Genomic DNA, 22,541 nt, shown 5'->3' with positions numbered 1-22,541 from the left:
TAACAGAATACACTACCCATGACTCATTAAAAAGTCAGCATAAAAAAGCCAGCTCGCAAGCTGGCTTCTGTTTCATTTACGCATTATGCGTTGTCATCATCTTCTGCTTCGTCAGCAGCATCTTCATCTTCTGGTGCATTCAGTGCAGCATCTTCGCCACTGCCCTCTTCACCTTCTAATGATTCACCCTCAAGGATGTCATCATCCTCCTCCGGCTCAGCCACGCGTTGCAGTCCAACGACATGCTCGTCTTCAGCGGTACGGATAAGTGTCACACCTTGGGTATTACGCCCCACGACACTCACCTCTGATACGCGGGTACGTACCAGTGTCCCGGCATCGGTGATCATCATGATTTGGTCAGTCGGCGCGACTTGAACCGCTCCAACAACCTTACCATTACGCTCACTGACTTTAATGGAGATAACCCCCTGAGTCGCACGGGACTTAGTTGGATATTCTTCCACAGCGGTACGTTTACCATAACCGTTTTCAGTCACAGTCAGGATTTCGCCATCACCACGCGGGATGATAAGAGAAATAACCCGATCATCGCCATTGAGGTTGATACCGCGCACACCGGTCGCGGTACGGCCCATAGAACGGACCTGCGACTCAGGGAAGCGAACCACTTTGCCCAATGCAGAGAACAGCATCACTTCGTTAGAACCATCGGTCAGATCGACACCAATCAGTTCATCGCCTTCATTCAGATTGACGGCAATAATACCGGCACTGCGTGGGCGGCTAAACTCGGTCAGTGCGGTTTTCTTCACGGTACCGCTGGCGGTGGCCATAAAGATGTGACGACCTTCTTCGTATTCCCGCACCGGCAGAATGGCGGTGATACGCTCATTTGGCTCCAGCGGCAACAAGTTGACGATCGGACGGCCACGTGCACCACGACTGGCTTCCGGCAACTGATAGACTTTCATCCAATAGAGACGGCCACGGCTGGAGAAGCACAAAATAGTATCGTGGGTGTTGGCGACCAACAGGCGATCAATGAAGTCTTCTTCTTTGATACGCGCAGCCGATTTACCTTTACCACCACGACGCTGAGCTTCGTAATCAGACAGAGGTTGGTATTTGACATAGCCCTGATGGGACAATGTCACAACTACATCTTCCTGATTAATCAGGTCTTCAATATTGATGTCAGAGGTATTCGCTGTGATTTCAGTACGACGCGCATCGTTATATTGCTCTTTAATAGCAACTAATTCTTCGCGGATAACTTCCATCAAGCGCTCTGGATTTTCCAGAATAAAGATCAACTCACCGATTAAGGTCAGCAGCTCTTTATACTCATCCAGCAGTTTTTCATGCTCCAGGCCGGTCAGTTTCTGCAAACGCAGATCCAAAATCGCCTGAGCCTGCTGCTCGGTGAGGTAATATTTACCGTCACGGATACCGAACTCAGCTTCCAGCCATTCAGGACGGGCAGCATCATCACCGGCACGTTCTAACATTGACGCAACGTTACCTAATTCCCACGGGTTGGCAATCAAGCCCGCTTTCGCTTCCGCAGGTGTTGCTGCACGGCGGATCAATTCGATAATCGGATCGATGTTAGCCAGCGCAATAGCCAACGCTTCAAGGATATGTGCGCGGTCACGTGCTTTACGCAGTTCGAAAATGGTACGGCGAGTCACCACTTCACGGCGGTGACGCACGAAAGCAACCAAAATGTCTTTCAGGTTAAGCAATTTAGGCTGCCCTTGAGACAGAGCCACCATATTGATACCGAAAGTCACCTGCAATTGTGTCAGAGAGTAGAGGTTATTCAGAACCACTTCCCCGACAGCATCACGTTTGATTTCAATCACGATACGCATGCCGTCTTTATCAGACTCATCACGCAACGCACTGATGCCTTCTACGCGTTTCTCTTTAACCAGTTCGGCGATTTTTTCAATCAACCGCGCTTTGTTCACCTGATACGGGATCTCGTGAACAATAATGGTTTCGCGGCCGGTTTTTGCGTCAGCCTCGACTTCAGCACGTGCACGGATATACACCTTGCCACGGCCAGTACGATAAGCTTCTTCAATACCACGACGACCATTAATAATCGCAGCAGTTGGGAAGTCAGGCCCCGGGATGTACTCCATCAACCCTTCAATGGTGATGTTTTCATCTTCGATATAGGCCAGACAGCCATCAATAACCTCAGAAAGGTTATGCGGCGGAATATTGGTTGCCATGCCGACAGCAATACCTGACGAGCCGTTAACCAGCAAGTTAGGGATTCGGGTTGGCATTACGGCAGGAATTTGCTCCGTGCCGTCATAGTTCGGCACGAAGTCGACGGTATCTTTTTCTAAGTCCGCCAACAATTCGTGAGCAATTTTAGACATACGGATTTCGGTATAACGCATCGCTGCGGCGGAGTCGCCATCAACGGAACCGAAGTTACCCTGCCCATCCACCAGCATATAGCGCAGTGAGAACGGCTGGGCCATACGCACAATTGTGTCGTAGACCGCGCTGTCACCATGCGGGTGATATTTACCGATAACGTCCCCGACTACACGGGCCGATTTTTTGTATGGCTTATTCCAGTCATTACCCAGTACATTCATCGCAAACAGTACGCGACGGTGCACCGGTTTCAGTCCATCCCGGACATCTGGTAACGCACGTCCGACAATAACGGACATCGCATAATCCAGATAGGAGCTTTTCAGCTCTTCCTCGATGTTGACCGGTGTTATTTCTCTGGCAAGGTCGCTCATTGAGCCGCTATCCCTCTACTAATTACCGGATTTAAAGGTACGAAACTATATCACAAATCGCAGATTTTGGCGAAACTGCATGATGTTTGTCGAAACGAGTTATGTATAATCCGCGCAAAGAAACAAAACAGTGAGAACTCTATCATGTGCGCAGATGTCACCGCTCTTAATCAGAACGTCGATGAACAAGAAATCGCCAAGTTTGAGGCAGTTGCCTCCCGTTGGTGGGATTTGGAAGGTGAATTTAAGCCGCTCCATCGCATCAATCCGCTGCGCCTTGATTACATTTTGCAGCGCGCTGAAGGTATTTTCGATAAGAAAGTACTGGATGTCGGTTGCGGTGGTGGCATTTTAGCTGAAAGCATGGCGCGTGAAGGTGCACAGGTTACCGGGTTGGATATGGGTTACGAGCCGCTGCAAGTGGCTCGATTGCATGCACTGGAAACCGGAACCAAGCTTAATTATGTTCAGGAAACGGTCGAAAGCCACGCGCAAAAACACCCGCAGTACTATGATGTTGTGACCTGTATGGAGATGCTCGAGCACGTCCCAGATCCTGCTTCGGTTATTCGCGCCTGTGCACAATTGGTTAAACCCGGTGGTCACGTTTTCTTTTCGACCATCAATCGCAATACTAAATCATGGCTGATGGCCGTGGTTGGCGCTGAATATGTATTGAAGATGGTACCAAAAGGCACCCATGATGCGAAAAAGTTTATCCGCCCGTCAGAACTGATTGGTTGGGTAGACCAAACCCCACTACGCGAACGCCATATTATCGGATTGCATTACAATCCGATAACAGACCATTTCAAGCTGGGCCGCAATGTTGATGTGAATTATATGGTGCACACTCAACGAGATGAAGCATAAAGCACTGGTTATTACTGTCAGGGAGCCAGTCACTTGATTGCTCTCTGATGGAGCACACTGCCTTAATGTATCTATTTTTTTATGTCTTCGCGCACCATTTTGTCGCTTTATACAGCGTATATCATGAAATTCGGCAGAAACCGTTTTTTTGAACAAAAAAAACGATAAGTTATGCCAATTTTTGCTTATGTTTAATAAAACAGCAAACGGTAAAGTTTTTACAATTTTCGTCAAATTCTTATCCCCCAGAATGGCGAGTGGCGAGCACCAGTAATGACGCAGCCTGTGAGCCTTTCGTAACAATTCACCCCCAAGTTATCCACACAATTTGGTGATCTTGTTCACTTGCCAAAAGTCTCAAAACTCACTATCTTGTTATCTATCTACCACCCACCCCCTATATGTTGTGTTTACATACTGAACAATACACTACGACCTCAGTGATTATCTTAATCATGGAGAGCGTAAATTTGTGCTGTATAGATGCTGAGTAAGGGGAACAAAGGTCACGAACACATGAACCAAAGCCTACTTGTTACTAAACGCGATGGCAGTAAAGAACGTATCAATCTGGATAAAATCCACCGGGTCATCGACTGGGCCGCGGAAGGTTTACATAACGTCTCAGTATCTCAAGTAGAATTGCGTTCACACATTCAGTTTTATGATGGCATCAGAACCGCTGATATCCATGAAACTATTATCAAAGCTGCTGCAGATTTGATCTCGCGCGATGCTCCGGATTACCAATATCTGGCAGCACGTCTGGCTATCTTCCATCTGCGCAAAAAAGCCTACGGCCAGTTTGAACCACCAAAATTATTCGCTCATGTGACGAAAATGGTGGATATGGGCAAATACGACAAACATCTGCTGGAAGATTACACCGCAGAAGAGTTCGAACAGATGGACACTTTCATCGACCATTGGCGCGATATGAACTTCTCCTATGCTGCTGTTAAACAGTTGGAAGGTAAATATTTGGTGCAAAACCGCGTCAGCGGCGAGATCTATGAAAGTGCCCAATTCCTGTACATCTTGGTTTCCGCCTGCTTATTCTCTAACTATCCGCGCGAAACCCGAATGGATTACATCAAGCGCTTCTATGATGCGATCTCTACCTTTAAGATCTCATTGCCAACGCCAATTATGTCCGGCGTCCGCACCCCGACTCGTCAATTCAGTTCTTGTGTATTGATCGAGTGTGGTGACAGCCTGGATTCTATTAATGCAACTTCCAGCGCCATTGTGAAATATGTGTCACAACGCGCCGGTATCGGTATCAATGCGGGCCGTATCCGTGCTCTGGGTAGCCCAATTCGCGGCGGTGAGGCTTTCCATACCGGTTGTATTCCGTTCTACAAACACTTCCAAACTGCAGTAAAATCCTGTTCGCAGGGTGGTGTACGTGGTGGTGCGGCCACACTGTTTTATCCGATGTGGCATTTGGAAGTTGAAAGCCTACTGGTGCTGAAAAACAACCGTGGGGTGGAAGGCAACCGCGTGCGTCATATGGATTACGGCGTACAAATCAACAAACTGATGTATCAGCGCTTGTTGAAAGGTGAAGATATCACCCTGTTCAGCCCATCCGATGTTCCGGGGTTGTATGACGCGTTCTTCGCCGATCAAGACGAATTTGAGCGCCTATATACCCAATACGAAAAAGATGACAGCATCCGTAAACAACGTGTCAAAGCGGTTGAGCTATTCTCCCTAATGATGCAAGAACGTGCATCTACTGGCCGTATCTATATTCAGAACGTGGATCACTGCAACACCCACAGCCCGTTTGACCCGAAAATTGCGCCGGTGCGCCAGTCAAACCTGTGCCTGGAAATTGCTCTGCCAACCAAGCCGCTAAATGATATTAACGACGAAAATGGTGAAATCGCGCTTTGTACCTTGTCGGCGTTTAACCTGGGTGCCATTGATAGCCTTGATGATTTAGAAGACCTGGCAGTGCTGGCTGTACGCGCGCTGGATGCGTTGCTGGATTATCAAGATTATCCGATTGCGGCAGCAAAACGTGGTGCTATGGGTCGCCGTACCTTAGGCATCGGTGTGATTAACTTTGCCTATTATCTGGCGAAGAATGGTGTTCGTTACTCCGATGGCAGCGCCAACAATCTGACTCACCGCACATTTGAAGCTATCCAGTACTATTTGCTGAAAGCCTCAAATGACCTGGCCCGTGAACAAGGTGCTTGCCAGTGGTTCAACGAAACCACCTATTCACAGGGTATTTTGCCGATTGATACCTATAAGAAAGATTTGGATACCATCAGCGACGAACCTTTGCATTACGATTGGGAAACGCTGCGTAAGGATATTCAAACTCACGGCCTGCGTAACTCCACGCTGTCGGCACTGATGCCTTCCGAGACATCCTCGCAGATTTCCAATGCCACCAATGGTATTGAACCACCACGCGGCTATGTCAGTATCAAAGCCTCGAAAGATGGTATCCTGCGCCAGGTTGTCCCTGAGTATGAGCGCTTGAAAGATGCCTATGAACTGCTGTGGGATATGCCAAATAACGATGGTTATCTGCAACTGGTTGGTTTGATGCAGAAATTCGTCGACCAGGCGATTTCAGCTAACACCAATTATGATCCAACCCGCTTCCCGTCAGGCAAAGTGCCAATGAAGCAGTTGCTGAAAGATTTGCTCACCACCTACAAATTTGGCGTAAAAACCCTTTACTATCAAAACACCCGCGATGGTGCTGATGATGTGCAGGAAGATATCCAAAGTCAGCCGGGTGATGACGACTGTGAAGGCGGTGCATGTAAGATCTGATTTTGAGTTCAGGCCCTCCTGATGATCCCTCAAGGGGTCATCAAGGGCCTATCTTCATTTGCCTTTTGCTGTCCCTGAGGAAATCATGGCCTATACCACTTTTTCACAAAATAAAAACAACCAGTTACTCGAACCGATGTTCTTTGGTCAATCCGTCAACGTGGCACGTTTTGACCAACAAAAACACGCTATTTTCGAAAAACTGATTGAGAAACAACTCTCGTTTTTCTGGCGTCCGGAAGAGATTGATGTTTCCCGCGATCGTATTGATTACAATGCCCTACCAGATCACGAAAAACACATTTTTATCAGCAACCTGAAATATCAAACGTTGCTGGACTCCATTCAAGGTCGTAGCCCTAACGTCGCCCTGTTGCCGCTTATCTCTATTCCTGAGCTGGAAACCTGGGTCGAAACCTGGTCATTTTCAGAAACCATTCATTCTCGTTCTTACACTCATATCATCCGTAATATCGTTAACGATCCAGCGATTGTTTTTGATGATATTGTGACCAACGAAGAGATCCTCAAACGCGCAAAAGATATCTCAGCCTATTATGATGATCTGATTGAGATGACCAGCTACTACCATCTGCTGGGCGAAGGCACCCATCAGGTGAATGGTAAGACTGTCGTGGTAAATCTTCGTGAGCTGAAAAAGCAGCTTTATCTGTGTTTGATGAGTGTGAATGCGCTAGAGGCGATCCGTTTCTACGTCAGCTTCGCCTGCTCCTTTGCCTTTGCTGAGCGCGAGCTGATGGAAGGCAACGCCAAAATCATCAAAATGATTGCCCGCGACGAAGCCCTGCATCTGACCGGTACTCAACATATTCTGAATCTGATGCGCAGTGGCGAAGACGATCCGGAAATGGCTGAAATTGCTGAAGAATGTCAGCAACAATGCTATGACCTGTTTGTTCTGGCCGCTCAACAAGAGAAAGAGTGGGCAGAGTATCTGTTCCGTGATGGCTCTATGATTGGTCTAAACAAAGAAATCCTGTGCCAATATGTGGAATATATTACCAATATCCGCATGCAAGCCGTGGGACTGGGCATACCATTCAATACCCGTACCAACCCCATTCCGTGGATCAACTCTTGGTTAGTGTCTGATAATGTTCAAGTTGCACCGCAGGAAGTTGAAGTCAGTTCTTATCTGGTCGGTCAAATTGATTCAGAAGTCAGTGCTGATGACCTGAGTGATTTCGAGCTGTAATCCATGAAATCTATCGTGACGTTGAGCACCACCGGTGCTCGACTTAACCGCCCCGCTAGCAGCCGTAACTTGTTAGAAACGCTTGAATATCATCAGGTATCCATCGAATACCAATGCCGCTCTGGCTATTGTGGCTCCTGCCGCCTGCGCTTGCTGAAAGGCGAGGTCTGCTATCAACAGCAGCCGCTGGCATTTATCCAGACTGACGAGATCCTGCCCTGTTGTTGTCAGCCAAAGGGCGATATTGAAATCGAGCTTTAAGCAGATAGATAAATCAACCAATCGGATTTCACCTATAATCAGCCTGTTGAATAGATGATATTTTTGTATCTGGAATTAAAATCATAGGGACAAAAGATGAAAAAACTGTCAATCGCCATAACTAGCCTGTTAATGGCCGCCTCTGCCAGTACTATTGCAGCTACCGAGCCGCCACTTAATCAACAACAGCCGTTAGAGAAGATTGCGCCTTACCCACAAGCTGAAAAAGGCATGAGCCTTCAGGTCATTTACCTCGATCCACAAGAAGACGAAAGCCGCTTCAAAGTTGAATTACTGATCGGTAAAACCATTGAAGTTGACTGTAACCGCCATATGCTCGGTGGCAATCTGGAAACCAGAACCTTGTCTGGCTGGGGCTTTGATTATTTGGTGATGGATAAAATCTCCGAACCAGCCTCAACCATGATGGCTTGCCCGGATAACACCCGCCACCCACAATTTATCGCCGCTAATCTGGGCGATGCCGCCATGCAGCGCTATAACAGCCGCTTACCAATTGTGGTTTATGTGCCGCAGGGCGTTGATGTGAAATACCGAATTTGGGAAGCAGGGAAAGACGTTAGAAGCGCGCAGGTGAAGTAAACCGCGCTCACAACGATATCAAACAAAAGGCAGAACACAGATTCTGCCTTTTTCGTTATCACGCAACAGTCCCGCCATGGTAGCTACAAAATCTCAACCACTTCCAGCCAACCGTGCTGACCACAAATCGGGTTGCCTTTTAACCAGCGGCGCAACATATCTAATGCCAGCATGGCACTACTTTCTTGACGAATGCGTAAACTATGTCGGCTGGCCTGATAACGCACCGTCTGGGCAAAAGTTCCATCAGGGGTGTGCAGCGCAACACTCAGACAATCATTTTGCATGGCCCCGACCGCCAACACCATTTGCGCACCACACAGCATCGATAATGACTGAGCGCGGCTCGCCACCTCGGCTAATGACTCCTGACAATGGGCCGGTAACAACTCCCCCCCAGCCAACGGAGCCGCGGCGCTTTGTAATTGCCAGTGCAACAAACCAGCGGTAAATTGTTCGCTGACGGCCAACAATAATCCACGTTGGTTCAATTGCTCACTCAACAATGCCGGTAAGCCGCGTGTGCCTTCGAATATTGTGCTCTCCCCCGCCACTGCTCTGACCTGCTGCCAAACCTCTTCCATCGCCGCTTGCTGCGAAGCTGGTCCGGTGAGTTTCAACTCAATAATAGGTGCAGATGAGCGATAACCCAGCACCGCGCCGTCCGGAAGCGGTAATGAGTCCAATTCGAGGGCCAAATCACTCTCTGAGCGGCCAAAGGTGGTCATGCGCAGGCACAATGGTGGCTCTGCCACATCAAAATGTTGACGTAAGCGCGGCATAATCTGCTGTTCAACCATCACTTTAAATTCTGACGGCACACCAGGGGTGAAAAACATCAAGCATTTATTAAGCCGTAAAGCGAAACCGCAGGCAGTTCCAACTGGATTATCCAACATTTCCGCATTCGCCGGAATATGGGCTTGCTTACGGTTAGTCGATGACATCACGCGTCCACGCTCTTGAAAGAAAGCCTCCATCCGCGCAATCCATTCTGGATGCTCAATCAGTTCCGTCCCGGCAGCTCGTGCCGCTGCCAACGCGCTCAAGTCATCGCTGGTCGGCCCAAGGCCGCCATTGACAATCAACACATCAGCCACCTGACTCCGCTCCGTCAGCACCTCAATAAGAGCGGAAAGTGAATCACCGACGGTTTCCCGACTGCTGATTGGCAATCCTTGATAAAATAAATAATCTGCCAACCATGCCGCGTTGGTATCAATAATCTGCCCATGCAGCACTTCATCCCCGGTACTCAACATCTCAACTCTGATCATTTTCGTCTCCATTGGCGCTTATACATTTACTTTATGAAGCTCCCTGCCTAAACACAATCGTTATCCATTATCAGAATGAATAACAATGGCAAAAGCCTCTATTTCAACGCCTTGAATGCCGTAATTAAAAGTTTACACCTTGCGTAACGTCGATTTGACACAAATGAGGCGATCTACTACCCTGCTGCACTCAATAATTTTAATATCCTTTCTTACTTGACGTTGTAGCGGCATTCATTCACCCGAATCACTGACTTCAGTCAGCTTATCGGGATTCATTGGTTTGCAGCCTTACTACACCGCCAATTAATTTGGGCATAAATTGTCATGTAGTAGAGGAAAGCGTGAAGAATCGCACTCTGGGCAGTATATTTATCGTTGCTGGTACGACTATTGGTGCTGGTATGTTGGCAATGCCACTGGCGGCGGCGGGAGTCGGTTTCGGCGTCACCCTCGCACTGTTATTTTTTCTTTGGGTATTAATGTGTTACACCGCATTATTGTTGGTAGAAGTGTATCAACATGAAGCGGCAGATACCGGACTTGGTACTTTGGCTAAGCGCTATCTCGGCCATCGAGGGCAATGGCTGACCGGCTTTAGCATGATGTTTTTGATGTATGCGCTGACTGCTGCCTATATCAGCGGCGCCGGTGAGCTACTGGCAACCAGCATCAGCCAATGGACTCAACAATCATTTCCGACCTACCTCGGCGTATTGTTGTTTACACTCGTGGCCGGCGGTGTGGTTTGTATTGGCACTCATTCTGTTGATTTATTTAACCGCATCTTATTCAGCGCCAAAATTATCTTCCTGATAGTCATGCTGTCACTGATGATGCCGCATATCGAAAAAACCAACTTATTGACGTTACCGCTGGAGCAAGGATTAGCACTTTCTGCTATTCCAGTGATTTTCACCTCATTTGGTTTTCACGGCAGCGTACCCAGTATTGTCAATTATATGGGTGGCAATATTCGCAAACTGCGGTGGGTGTTTATTATCGGCAGCGCCATCCCATTAATTGCGTATATTTTCTGGCAGTTAGCGACATTAGGTGCTATTTCCTCCCATACTTTTGTCGGAATATTGGCACAACAAGCCGGTTTGAATGGCCTATTGCAAGCCGTACGCGATGTGGTGGCCTCTCCTCATGTTGAGCTGGCCGTTCACCTATTTGCCGATCTGGCGCTGGCAACATCATTCCTCGGGGTCGCCTTGGGTCTGTTTGATTATCTGGCCGATTTATTTAAACGCCGTAATTCAGTACGAGGCCGCTTGCAAACCGGCGCGATTACCTTTGTGCCACCACTGCTGTTTGCACTGTTTTACCCACGTGGTTTTATTATGGCGCTGGGCTTTGCGGCAGTCGCATTATCCGTCTTGGCATTAATCCTACCCGCGATGCTGGCGTGGAAAGCACGTAAAATCCATCAGGGAAATTATCGCGTCTGGGGCGGGAAACCGGCGTTGGCCGCAGTATTTGCTTGTGGTGTTCTGGTGATTGGCATTCAGGTCGGGATAGTGACCGGCGCATTACCCGCAGTCGGGTAATTCAGTCCATAAATACGAAAGGCGCATATCCTGTCAGGAGTGCGCCCTATTATTTAATCAAACATTACCAATTTATCATTAAAATAAATTTATTATCCAAAACCATTGCCGTTGCAGCTAGGCGGCAAACGAGAAAATCCCGATGAGCTGACTCACGCCAGTGATTCGGGTGAGCGAGTGCGGTCAACAACGCTGCAACGTCAAGGACGAAGGATAATTAGAAGTTCAGCCCAGCGCCGATATACACACCATCCGCTACGCGATTATCACGATGCCCGTCTTTACCTTCCATATTAATATAGCGATAGCCGACATCGACAGTTAATGGGCGGAATACACTCCAGCGCAGGCCACCATTGGCTTCACTGTAGGACTTCATCCCGCTGGTCAGCTCTTCAGGCGCGAAATAGCCTTCACCGTACAGAGTAAATGATTTGTTGATTGGATAAGTTAACCCGCCACCAATGGCTACTGCGCCACCACTGCTGCCGTCTTCCGGTGACATATAAATGCCTTTACCGCCGACAGTTGCCATCAATGGGCCAAGCGGTAAGTTAAAACCGAGACCTAACCCGTAGACATCACCATCGTGATCACTACGCGCCCAGTTGCCACTGATAGCTAACCCGCCAGTGTTAGTGCCCATGCCAAAACCAAGGTTGGTATAATGACTACCCACTTCACCATTAAGACTTATTGCACTGGCTGAACTCGCCACAAGTAGCAGACTGGCGGCGCACGCGGCTAAAGATTTATTCATATTCTTCTCTCATTATCCATTATGTCACCTGTGAGGCTATTCTCACTGACAGGTTTTTCCGCCCCGAGTTTAACTGAAAAAAACCCTAGAAACACACGTAAAAACCGATTAAATACCACACTATTTCAAATGATTGTAAATAACCATGCAATTGACATGTCTTATGTGAGCAATGGTAACGATAAGGTTTACCTATTTGCTGAATACAGATAATAAGGCTACAACTAGTGTGGAGATCAAAGAATAAGACGCTGATGTTGTTTAAGTTATTATTTTGTCAATCGGACTTTTGGCAAAATCTCATGCTGCAAAACACCCGACGTGCAATCAGTTCAATAACTACATTGGAGAAAATGATGAGTAAAAATAAAGGATTAACCACTGCAGCAGGTGCTCCCGTCGTTGATAATAATAATGTTGTGACAGCTGGTCGACGTGGCCCTATGTTGTTGCAAGATGTCTGGTTCCTGGAAAAACTGGCCCATTTCGATCGTGAAGTTATCCCGGAACGCCGTATGCATGCTAAAGGCTCTGGTGCTTACGGTACCTTCACCGTCACCCACGACTTGACCCGATATACTCGCGCAAAAATTTTCTCTGAGATTGGTAAACAAACTGAAATGTTTGTACGTTTCTCTACAGTGGCAGGCGAACGGGGTGCGGCCGATGCTGAACGTGATATCCGTGGCTTTGCCATGAAATATTACACCGAGGAAGGTAACTGGGATTTAGTCGGGAACGATACACCGGTATTCTATTTACGTGATCCACTGAAATTCCCAGATCTTAACCACGTGGTTAAGCGTGACCCCCGCACCAACCTGCGCAATCCAACGTATAAATGGGATTTCTTCTCGCAGCTTCCAGAATCGCTACACCAGCTCACTATCGATTTCAGTGACCGTGGCCTACCAAAATCATATCGCCATATGCACGGATTCGGCAGTCATACCTTCAGCTTTATTAATGCCGCCAATGAGCGTTTTTGGGTTAAATTCCATTTCCGCTGCCAACAAGGCATTGAAAATCTTATGGATGATGAGGCTGAAAAACTGGTTGGTCAGGATCGTGAAAGTTCTCAACGTGATCTGTATGAAGCCATTGAACGTGGCGACTTCCCTCGTTGGAATCTACAAATTCAGGTGATGCCAGAGCATGAAGCATCGCAAACCCCATATAACCCATTCGACCTGACCAAAGTGTGGCCGCACAGCGACTACCCACTGATTGATGTGGGCTTCTTCGAATTGAACCGCAACCCAGAAAACTACTTTGCTGAAGTTGAACAGGCCTCATTTAACCCTGCCAATGTAGTGCCTGGGGTGAGTTTCTCTCCTGACCGTATGCTGCAAGGCCGCCTCTTCTCTTACGGCGACGCAGCACGTTATCGTTTGGGGGTAAACCATCATCAGATACCAGTGAACAGTGCTAAATGTCCATTCCATAATTATCATCGCGACGGCGCAATGCGTGTTGATGGTAACAGTGGTAATGGTGCGACTTATGAGCCAAACAGTTTTGGTCTGTTCCAGGAACAACCTGATTTCAGCGAGCCACCATTAACCCTAGAGGGAGCGGCAGATCACTGGAATCACCGGGAAGATGATGATTACTACTCCCAACCACGAGCATTATTTAACTTGCTCAGTGCAGAAGAGCATCAGCGGATGTTTACGCGTATTGCCGGTGAGTTATCACAAGTTCCGGAAGAAATTCAGCGCCGTCAGGTTGCACTGTTTGAGAAAGTGCATCCCGATTATGGTGCTGGGGTGAAAATGGCGCTGGGGTTAAAGTAGCCTTATTGTTGTAGTCGATTTGGTGATCAGGATCGGTTGCTTGGTGATCAGGTTCGGTTGTTAGAGCACCGGAGCTGATTTCGGTTGATAGTCGATTAGGTGATCGGTTCGGTTGATATGGGGTCGGTATTCACTTAACTACAGGTGCCTCAACCGCCAAAGGGGTTACAAGCGCGTAACCCCCTTGGAACCCCTGCGCTTACGCACGTATCGCTTGCCCACTTCGTGGGTTCCCTCCCTCATCATTTCGCTGACGGACCGCCGTGATTCGCCCCCTGCTCAAGCACGGCTCGCTCGGCATCCATGCCTCGCGTCCTACCTTCACTCTTCACTCGGCAGCTCAAATGTGCTTTTAACTTCAAGGCCAAAACCATGGTTTTTCTCCTTTGACGTTGAGCGCAATCAGGAATATTGCCGACAAGGAGGGAGGGTAGAGTGAGCGGGCATGGACGCCCGCGAAAAGCGCGCTTGAGCATGGATGCGAATCGCGCTGGCTCGTCAGCCCGAAAGACGTAGGAGGTTCACCCGTAGGGCAATATTTCGCGCAAGCGCGGGATTCCACAAGGGGGCCGCTGCCCCCTTTGGCGGTTGGTACATCGGAGGTTAAGTTAACTCAGTTGCTCTAACAACCGAACCCGATCACTAAATCAACTCAACTCAACTCAACTTAGCTACAAAATCCGCCACCCCGCGCCGCGATACCTTAATCCCCCCCATTTTAAGCTCTGCCGGTAAACGATAAAAAGCCACCGGTCGCTGGAATACCGCCAATTGTGGCGCTAACCAATCCGCTAATACGGCGTCATTCACCGAATCATCAGCATCAAGCACAGCAACGGGCCGGTGACCGAATTCAGTATCAGCGACAGGAATAACAAAAGCCTGCTGTACTCCTGGATATTGCAGTAAAACTCTTTCAATATCCTCAGGTTGAATACCCTCACCGCCGCTGAAAAATAGATTATCCAGCCGCCCCAGAATACGTAATTCGCCTTGCTGCCATTCACCACGATCACGGGTATGGAACCAACCATCACTGTCAGTCAGAGGCTGTAACTGCCCCTGCTGCCAATAACCGGCGGCCAGACATGCAGCTTTTACCCAGACTTCGCCCTCGACTAATTTCACCTGTCGCCCTTCCAGCGCGACACCGACACCTGGCAAACCGTCAGCGCGTTTAGCACATACAGTTGAAGCTGATTCCGTCAGACCGTAGCCACACCAGCAGCGAATTCCGCGCGCTTCGGCTTGCTCGGTCAGCGCAGTAGGGATAGTCGCCCCCCCGAGCAACACCTCTTTCAAGCTCAGTGGTTGTTCTGAACTGTCAAGCAAGCGCCAAAGCTGGGTTGGCACCAATGAAGCATGGCTGCAACCTGCAAGGGCATCAGATAACGGCGCACCCGCTTGCACAGCAAGGGTTGCTCCGGCACTTAACCAGCGCCAGACAATGCCCTGCCCGGAGACATGAAATAATGGTAATGATAGCAACCAGCAGTTATTAGCGGTGAAATCCATTAATCGCAACACGCCATCGGCGCTGGCCAGATGCGCCGCCAATGTGTGTACTGCCGCTTTGGGTAATCCTGAAGAGCCGGAGGTCAATGTCATGGTTGCCAGCCGTTGGCTGTCCCATGTCGGGATATTTTCCGTCGAATGTACCGTCGTGAGATTCAGTGGAGTAAAGCTTAACTGCGCAGGCAATGGTTCGGCCAAATTCAGCATGAAATCAATATCAAGCTGCGGCAGAAGTTGCGTCAACAGTGATTCTGGCAATTGGGGGTTAAGCGGTAAAACGCGCGCGGCGCACTGCAATGCCGCCAGATACGCCAGCAACAATGAATAACTGTTTTTACCGCGCAACACCACGCCACAACTGGGCGTCACACCTTGCTGTTGAAAACCGGCGGCCAAATTATCAATATCGGTAGCTAATTGTTGCCAACTGATCCGTTGCGCCCCCGAGCGAATTGCCGTCGCCCGAGGTTGCAGATTGGCCCAGTGTCTCCATGGAAATAAATTCCTCCAAGGCCAATCAGTTAGCTGTGCCATAGCACATCCAGTTGATCGACAGTCACCATCGGCAGTGTGCTATCCGGCCACTGACGGACACATTGCGCCTGCATCAGACTCAATGTATCCAACCCCGGCACAGTTGCTGGGGTTAGCCAATCGGCCAGGCGAGCCAACTGAGTCAGCCCCAAACTTGACTCAATACTGGAGCTAATAACTGCCACCAATCCTGCTTGATGCGCTTGCTGCACCAATTGCTGGCAACGCGCGATACTGCCCACCAGCGTCGGTTTGATGACAATGGCGGCCACACCCGGTTCGGCCTCCACCTGGAAATCCGCCTCGCGTACACTTTCATCCCAGGCAATAGCAATGCCGGTGTCACGAGCAAACTCACGGGATTCGGCACGGGTTTTACAAGGCTCTTCCAGAAACGCAATCCGTGAGCGCAATTCAGGATTAACATATTTGGCAAAACCGTCTGCTTTAGCCCGCGCCCAACTGCGATTGGCATCCAGCCGCAGTTTCAAATCAGGCAACGCCTCCAGCAACACATTAACAATCATGCCATCGCGCACCGCTTCATATAAGCCAACTTTCACCTTGGCAACTTTCTCGCCCGGTAATGCTTGTAACACGGCGAACAGCTCATCAGGATCGCCGGTACACAGCGGGGCTTTGCGGTAATCCGCCGACAGAGGCAATAATTTCTCAAGCTCCGCCAGCGCGCAACTGAGGCCAAAAGCTACCGAGGGCAAGGAGCTGAGACCAAGCTCCGCGCCATTTGCCCAGAGCTGTAACTCAGCGATTGCAGCGGCTTGTGCCTCTGGCAACGTTTCCTGGCTGAACTCTGGCAAAGGGGCAATTTCGCCCCAGCCGGTCTGCTCGCCTTGTTGCAATTTCACCAACAATCCATCGCGACTTTTTAGCCGCTGATGCCGCAGTATCACCCCCGCTTCCATCAGGATGCTATAGCGGTAAAGTGTGGCCGCGCGCATTACGGATTACGCTTGAATTTGCTGAAGTCGGGCTGGCGTTTCTCATTGAATGCGTTACGCCCTTCCTGACCTTCATCTGTCATATAGAACAACATGGTGGCGTTACCAGCCAGCTCTTGCAGACCCGCCTGCCCATCGCAGTCGGCATTTAATGCCGCTTTCAAGCAGCGCAGTGCCATTGGGCTGTTTTGCAGCATTTCACGACACCAGCGCACCGTCTCTTTTTCCAGATCAGCAAGCGGTACTACCGTGTTCACCAGCCCCATATCCAATGCTTGTTTAGCATCATACTGACGGCATAAGAACCAGATTTCGCGCGCTTTTTTCTGGCCAACAATGCGAGCCATATATGCCGCACCCCAGCCACCATCAAATGAACCCACTTTTGGCCCAGTCTGGCCGAAAATAGCATTATCAGCCGCAACGGTGAGGTCACACATCATATGTAATACATGGCCGCCGCCAATAGAATAACCGGCAACCATTGCTACAACTGGTTTCGGGCAAGTCCGAATTTGGCGCTGGAAATCCAGTACATTCAGATGATGAGTACCGCTGGCATCCTGATAGCCGCCGTAGTCACCACGGACTTTCTGGTCACCACCGGAGCAGAAGGCTTTTTCACCCTCGCCGGTCAAAATAATGACGCCGATATTGTCATCATAGCGGGCATCAGCCAGCGCCTGAATCATCTCTTTCACCGTTAACGGGCGGAATGCGTTACGCACATGAGGGCGGTTGATGGTTATCTTGGCGATCCCATCACTGGATTTGTGATAGCGAATATCTTCAAACCCAGCGGAGCAATCTTGCCATTCAATGGCGGCGTACAGTTGTTCTTCGCTCGGATAAAGCATAGTAAGCATTCCTTTAACGGGATAGTGGTGAAAATGAAGATGGTGGTAAAAATGAAGACTGTGATAAGAATGAAAGCACCAGCGCAGCAAAAGCCCCGGGGTTCGCCCGATGCGCATTGTGCCCTGCGCGGGGCAGTGTCCGTAATGGCAACTCATATTGATGAGCCAATTGCTGGAATTTGTGGTCGCGCTCACCACACAGATAGGTGTAAGGGACATTCAGGCGTTGCAGAGCCGGTAATAACCAGGGTTGATGCCCTAGTGAAGTGGCTTCGAGCATATCCGCCACCGCCGGGCCATGATTGTTGGCTCGCACCGCGATCAATTGCTCACGTTGCTGCGAACCCAAATCAGCAAATACATCCTGCTGATACCAGTCAGCCAACACCTGTGGCAAAGGTTCGTGACGAAAGCGCTGTGCCCATTGGCAATCTTGCTCAAAGCGCACTTTTCGCAGCTCATCACTTTCCAGCCCGAGATTGCCCCCTTCGACCAACAACCCTTGCAACCCAACCGCATCGCCATAGCAGGCGTGATACATCGCGATTCTGCCGCCTAAAGAATAGCCCGCCAGCCAATATTCGCGAATGCCATTAGCCTGCAACGTTTCGGTTATCTGGCGGCTGATATCTTCAAAGCCAGTAGTCGTTAGGGCGATAGAATTACCGTGCCCCGGCAAGTCGATAAGTAGTGAGGGGGTGTCGCCGCATAATTCCGCCACCGGTTGCCAGTCCTGACCGCTGCCCAATAAACCATGCAGCCAGACCAACCACGGCCCAGTATATTGCCGTGCCGTAGATTGGGAATATGGTTCGAGCTTACGGCATGCCAGCGTCATAATTGGGCCACCTGTTGTACCAGTTGTTGCAGTGTTTCGGCTCCTTCGCTCGACGGCACCTCTATTTCAATCAGTGTGACTCCACCGCGCAGCCAGCATTGATCGACTTGCTGTTTGAGCATCAACCAGCTTTCTGGCCGGGAATAACCTAAACCGAACATCGCAGCAGCATGTTCAAAACTCACATTCTGCGGCATGCAATAAAAACGCTGACGGTCAGCTTCAGGTGTCGGCAGCAGAGAGAAAATCTGCCCACCATTATTGTTCACCACCAGTAGCACCGTAGGAGCGGAGCTTTGACGCAATAGCGCCAGAGCATTGAGGTCATAAAGGGCTGATAAATCACCTACTATTGCCAGCGTTGGCTTAGCGGTAGCGCGCTGGACACCGGCGGCGGTCGATAACAAACCATCAATCCCGCTGGCCCCGCGATTACTGTAAACCGGATACCCCGCAGGCAACTGCCCCAGCGCATCAATCAAACGGACAATCAAACTGTTGCCGACAAAAAGCTGGCCGTTTTCCGGTAACAACTCAGCCAAACGATGGGCCACTGCCGCCTCACTGAATTGTTCGTTCAGCGCTTCTTCAACATGCGCATGAGCGTTTTCCGACCATATAATCAGCTCGGAAGCCCAAGGTGTGCGGCGTAACGCCGGATGTTGTTCTAACCACGCATTCACCGGAGAGATAATCCGACGACCACGGTGATTCGCCGGGTCAAGACGACCCGCGATGTTATCTACCAGCCAGTATTCTTGCGGCTGGCACTGTGCCTGCCATTGCAATAGACGTTTACCGGTTAAGCTACTGCCAAACTGTATGACTATGTGCGCCTGCGCCAGTACTCGTTGTGCGCCTGGGTGTGCGAGCCACAGGTCGGCACAAGCTAGCGGTTGGCCGGTTTGCGACAGCACATCGCCAATCAGAGGCCAGCCGAGTAATTCGGCCCATTGCGCCAACTGTTCGCCCTCTTCGGCGGTCATGCGCCCGGCAATCACCACGCCACGCTTTTGCCGCCAGAAAAACCAGTCAGCTTGCTCTATTTGCGGTAAATGACGAGATTGGCGCAGCCAGGGATGGCAATCTTGCCACCAGTCACCCAAGGCGGCAGACCAGTCGGCATAGCATTGTTCCTCACCACCATAGAGCGGTTCAGCAAATGGGCAGTTAACATGCAAACCGCCGTGGTGCAATTGCGCCATCGCACTGTCGATGGTTGAAACCAGCCAACTGGCAGGAATATCCGGGGTGGGGCGAGGCAGATTAAGGCTGACGGTTGGGTGGCTGGCGAACATGCCCTGCTGGCGAATCGCCTGATTGGCACCACAATCAATTAATTCTGGTGGGCGATCAGCGGTCAATAAGATTAAGCGCTCACCGGTAAGCCCGGCTTCAATTAAGGCCGGATAAAGATTAGCCGCCGCGGTTCCGGAAGTGACAATCACCGCCACTGGCTCAGTTGAAGCTTTCGCCAACCCCAATGCCAAATGCCCCAAGCCGCGCTCATCAAAATGAGTATGGCAAACCAGCGACGGATTAGCCGCCGCCGCCAAGGTAAGCGGCGTCGAACGGGAACCCGGAGCAATACAGATATGCTGCACACCGTGGCGACTCAACGCCTCCAGTAGTAATGCCGCCCAACGACGGTTAAAAACGCTTGTCGACATGGTTCGCCCAAAAGTCAGTTAACAGACACTGCGACCTCGATAATCAACGTGAGGAACCAAACTATCCGCTGAAAAAGCCCTGAGTGACTGATTAATGGTTAAATTTTTATCGTTATCTACAACAAAACCGGTTTGCATTGGTCCTATTTGACAGTTTACACCCGCAGCATAGGAGCCACAATCCGCCCACATGATTTGTACGGTTAACAACTCAGTGAGCGGTTAATTACTGCATTTTATTATTATCAGACTTAATATTTACTAGCAAAGTACGTAACCCTGCCGATTTATTGTTAATTTCCTGCCATTCTTGCTCTGCGTCAGAGCCGGCGACAATACCAGCACCGGCATACAAATGAATCTGTTTATCCTCCACCCAAGCCGAACGCAATGTCACACTGAATTCAGTTTGCTTGAGAGAAAGATAACCCGCAGAACCCGCATACCAGCCACGAGAGAAAGGCTCATTTTCTGTAATAAACTGCCGGGCAACATTGCGCGGTAACCCCGCCACTGCCGCCGTCGGTTGCAGCCGGTGCAAACAGTCAGCATCATTAGCATGATTAAGTTGCGCATGGATACAGCGGCGTAAATGCTGCACTTTACGCAGGCGGATGACTTCAGGCGGCATCACATCCACCGCTACCACCCCGCCTTGTAAACGCTGGCAAATATCATCGACCACCAGCAAATTCTCGCGTTGATTCTTTTCATCATGCATCAGCCAATCAGCCAATTCAGTGGCATGAACAATATCTTCATCATTTGACGCGGTGCCTGCCAGCGCTTCTGTTTCCAAATGGTGAAGCTGACGCAAATACAGGCGCTCAGGGCTAGAACCCAAAAATGCCCGCAAGCCATCAAAGCGCAACATAAAGTGGAAACAATGATGATTCACCTGACGGCTGGCGGCCATAAAAGCCCCGCACGAGAGAGGCTTATCCAGCATCAACCGAGTTGCCCGAGCCAGAACCACCTTCTCCATTTTTTGCTGCTCAATATTGCCCAATGCCTGTTCAATAAGGTGGCTCCACTGCGGGTATTCCGGCATATGGCTGGCAGCTTCAACCACCACGTCCAATGCAGGCAAAGGTTTGGCGGCAACCAGTTGATCAATAAAGGCAATGGCGAGCAAAGCATCTTGCGCAAGGGAGTTGTCGCTGACCAAATTTAGGGTCAAATAGGTATTTTTGCCGCGCCGTAAAATTTCGATACGCGGTAAAAACAAGAAACTGGTCTGGGTTTGTTTGGACGAGTCTGGGGAGGGTTCGACCATGCTGACCGGCTCAAAAGCATTCAGCCCCCAAACACGTAACCCCGCAATAGCGCTGTGCTGCTGGATAAATTCATCAGCCGATTGCACATCGTGGAATTGCCGGGTTTGCCCACAAACAGCGGCCTCTTCATGACCTTCGCGATGACGCCAATAAAATTGAGGGAAATGATATTGCGCGGCAAGCCATTCAAGCAATTGATTTCCCACTTGTCCCGGTGCGGGCAAGATAATTTGCCGAATACCGGCCTGGTCAGGGAAATTGGCACGTAACTTTTGCCGTAATTCGCCCAACAAACCAGAAAGTTGCTTCACGACCACCTCGGCAAATCAACAGAAAGAGTGGGATTATACGGGGCATGAATAATAAGAAAAGTCAGATTGAAAAGTTATTGTTAGTTATCACACTAATATTTGATATTGATGTTTTTATATACTCAACAAGGGGTATTTAGCGGTACGAATTCAACTCTGTTCGTTAAAAGGGGCCGTAGCCCCTCTTGAGATCGGGTATCTCAACGGCGGGCAAGCAACAATCCAACGACCAATCCAACCGTGGCACCAATCCCTACACTGCACCAAGGTTTGTCGCGCACATAATCATCGGTGCAACACGCCAGCGCTTTTGCCCGTTTGATATAGCACTCACTGCGGCCACTCAAACGGTACTGTACCTCCTTTAACGCTTTCTCTGCTCGCGCTTTGATTTCCTGATAACTTTCATCCGCCGTATCTCCAGAAGCACGCAGCACCTCTTCCAGAGTATCGGTTAGCATCGTTAAATCATCATCCAGCGAAGTTTGCTGTTCTTTATCTCGGTTCATGCGAATTCTCCATGAGTGAAAAAAGTCGTTTTTTAAGCTTAGTCGAAAAGTGCCGTACAGTATTGATTCAGGGCAGATAGAGGAACTTTCAGGATTAATCTGGGGCGGGCTGATGTGGTAACGATAGCGAGCGAGTTGATGAGTGAGCTTGCTGAAAATACTAATGAATACTTCTCATGCTAATCAATTGTA

General features: G+C 49.6%; 17 protein-coding genes. 7 read left to right on the top strand and 10 right to left on the bottom strand.

Annotated features, from left to right (window positions below):
- Positions 1-83 precede the first annotated feature (83 nt).
- The gene (gyrA, locus tag ACF3VQ_RS07180; protein ID WP_392434213.1) at positions 84-2,738 is read right to left on the bottom strand and encodes a DNA topoisomerase (ATP-hydrolyzing) subunit A; all 2,655 of its coding nucleotides are present in this window, start codon (positions 2,736-2,738) and stop codon (positions 84-86) included.
- A 144-nt stretch (positions 2,739-2,882) separates the two neighbouring features.
- Between gyrA and ubiG the strand changes: the two genes are divergently transcribed.
- The 5 genes from ubiG to eco all read left to right on the top strand — a co-directional run bounded on the left by ubiG (position 2,883) and on the right by eco (position 8,493).
- Complete coding sequence (ubiG, locus tag ACF3VQ_RS07175; RefSeq protein WP_392434210.1) at positions 2,883-3,611, top strand: bifunctional 2-polyprenyl-6-hydroxyphenol methylase/3-demethylubiquinol 3-O-methyltransferase UbiG; 729 nt, start codon at positions 2,883-2,885, stop codon at positions 3,609-3,611.
- Between the two features lie 516 nt (positions 3,612-4,127).
- Complete coding sequence (gene nrdA, locus ACF3VQ_RS07170) at positions 4,128-6,413, top strand: class 1a ribonucleoside-diphosphate reductase subunit alpha (RefSeq protein ID WP_392434208.1); 2,286 nt, start codon at positions 4,128-4,130, stop codon at positions 6,411-6,413.
- Between the two features lie 85 nt (positions 6,414-6,498).
- A complete protein-coding gene (gene nrdB / locus ACF3VQ_RS07165; RefSeq protein ID WP_392434205.1) occupies positions 6,499-7,629 on the top strand; it encodes a class Ia ribonucleoside-diphosphate reductase subunit beta in 1,131 nt (376 codons plus the stop codon).
- Positions 7,630-7,632: 3 nt separating this feature from the next.
- A complete protein-coding gene (gene yfaE / locus ACF3VQ_RS07160; RefSeq protein WP_392434203.1) occupies positions 7,633-7,890 on the top strand; it encodes a class I ribonucleotide reductase maintenance protein YfaE in 258 nt (85 codons plus the stop codon).
- A 96-nt stretch (positions 7,891-7,986) separates the two neighbouring features.
- Entirely contained in the window at positions 7,987-8,493 is a 507-nt protein-coding gene (gene eco / locus ACF3VQ_RS07155) for a serine protease inhibitor ecotin (protein ID WP_392434201.1), read from the top strand.
- A gap of 83 nt (positions 8,494-8,576) precedes the next feature.
- On the opposite strand, the gene ACF3VQ_RS07150 is transcribed toward eco, so the two are convergent.
- Positions 8,577-9,770, bottom strand: a complete 1,194-nt coding sequence (locus ACF3VQ_RS07150; RefSeq protein ID WP_392434199.1) for a nicotinamide mononucleotide deamidase-related protein YfaY — start codon at positions 9,768-9,770, stop codon at positions 8,577-8,579.
- 344 nt (positions 9,771-10,114) lie between these two features.
- Between ACF3VQ_RS07150 and tyrP the strand changes: the two genes are divergently transcribed.
- The gene (gene tyrP / locus ACF3VQ_RS07145; RefSeq protein WP_392434197.1) at positions 10,115-11,323 is read left to right on the top strand and encodes a tyrosine transporter TyrP; all 1,209 of its coding nucleotides are present in this window, start codon (positions 10,115-10,117) and stop codon (positions 11,321-11,323) included.
- 217 nt (positions 11,324-11,540) lie between these two features.
- Here tyrP and ACF3VQ_RS07140 read toward each other — a convergent pair whose 3' ends face one another.
- Positions 11,541-12,083: a YfaZ family outer membrane protein gene (locus tag ACF3VQ_RS07140; protein WP_392434195.1), complete on the bottom strand. Its 543-nt coding sequence runs from the start codon at positions 12,081-12,083 to the stop codon at positions 11,541-11,543.
- 356 nt (positions 12,084-12,439) lie between these two features.
- Here ACF3VQ_RS07140 and ACF3VQ_RS07135 point away from each other — a divergent pair, with 356 nt between their 5' ends.
- A complete protein-coding gene (locus ACF3VQ_RS07135; protein ID WP_392435479.1) occupies positions 12,440-13,879 on the top strand; it encodes a catalase in 1,440 nt (479 codons plus the stop codon).
- A 657-nt stretch (positions 13,880-14,536) separates the two neighbouring features.
- Here ACF3VQ_RS07135 and menE read toward each other — a convergent pair.
- The 7 genes from menE to ACF3VQ_RS07100 form a co-directional block, all read right to left on the bottom strand.
- Entirely contained in the window at positions 14,537-15,928 is a 1,392-nt protein-coding gene (gene menE / locus ACF3VQ_RS07130; RefSeq protein WP_392434193.1) for an o-succinylbenzoate--CoA ligase, read from the bottom strand.
- Entirely contained in the window at positions 15,916-16,887 is a 972-nt protein-coding gene (gene menC / locus ACF3VQ_RS07125) for an o-succinylbenzoate synthase (protein ID WP_392434191.1), read from the bottom strand. Before menC ends, menE begins: the two co-directional genes overlap by 13 nt.
- A complete protein-coding gene (gene menB, locus ACF3VQ_RS07120) occupies positions 16,887-17,744 on the bottom strand; it encodes a 1,4-dihydroxy-2-naphthoyl-CoA synthase (RefSeq protein WP_019082037.1) in 858 nt (285 codons plus the stop codon). The genes menC and menB overlap by 1 nt, the downstream gene beginning before the upstream one ends.
- Before the next feature lie 13 nt (positions 17,745-17,757).
- A complete protein-coding gene (gene menH, locus ACF3VQ_RS07115) occupies positions 17,758-18,585 on the bottom strand; it encodes a 2-succinyl-6-hydroxy-2,4-cyclohexadiene-1-carboxylate synthase (protein WP_392435476.1) in 828 nt (275 codons plus the stop codon).
- Positions 18,579-20,252: a 2-succinyl-5-enolpyruvyl-6-hydroxy-3-cyclohexene-1-carboxylic-acid synthase gene (gene menD / locus ACF3VQ_RS07110; RefSeq protein ID WP_392434188.1), complete on the bottom strand. Its 1,674-nt coding sequence runs from the start codon at positions 20,250-20,252 to the stop codon at positions 18,579-18,581. The genes menH and menD overlap by 7 nt, the downstream gene beginning before the upstream one ends.
- A 226-nt stretch (positions 20,253-20,478) precedes the next feature.
- A complete protein-coding gene (gene menF, locus ACF3VQ_RS07105; RefSeq protein WP_392434185.1) occupies positions 20,479-21,840 on the bottom strand; it encodes an isochorismate synthase MenF in 1,362 nt (453 codons plus the stop codon).
- Positions 21,841-22,040: 200 nt separating this feature from the next.
- The gene (locus ACF3VQ_RS07100; RefSeq protein ID WP_392434182.1) at positions 22,041-22,349 is read right to left on the bottom strand and encodes a DUF883 domain-containing protein; all 309 of its coding nucleotides are present in this window, start codon (positions 22,347-22,349) and stop codon (positions 22,041-22,043) included.
- Positions 22,350-22,541: the final 192 nt, after the last annotated feature.

It is taken from the genome of Yersinia fenwicki (assembly GCF_043099325.1).
In the GTDB taxonomy this organism is placed as follows: Bacteria; Pseudomonadota; Gammaproteobacteria; order Enterobacterales; family Enterobacteriaceae; genus Yersinia.
Note: the sequence above shows the minus strand (reverse complement) of the source record. Positions and strands in the feature narration are given on the sequence as shown.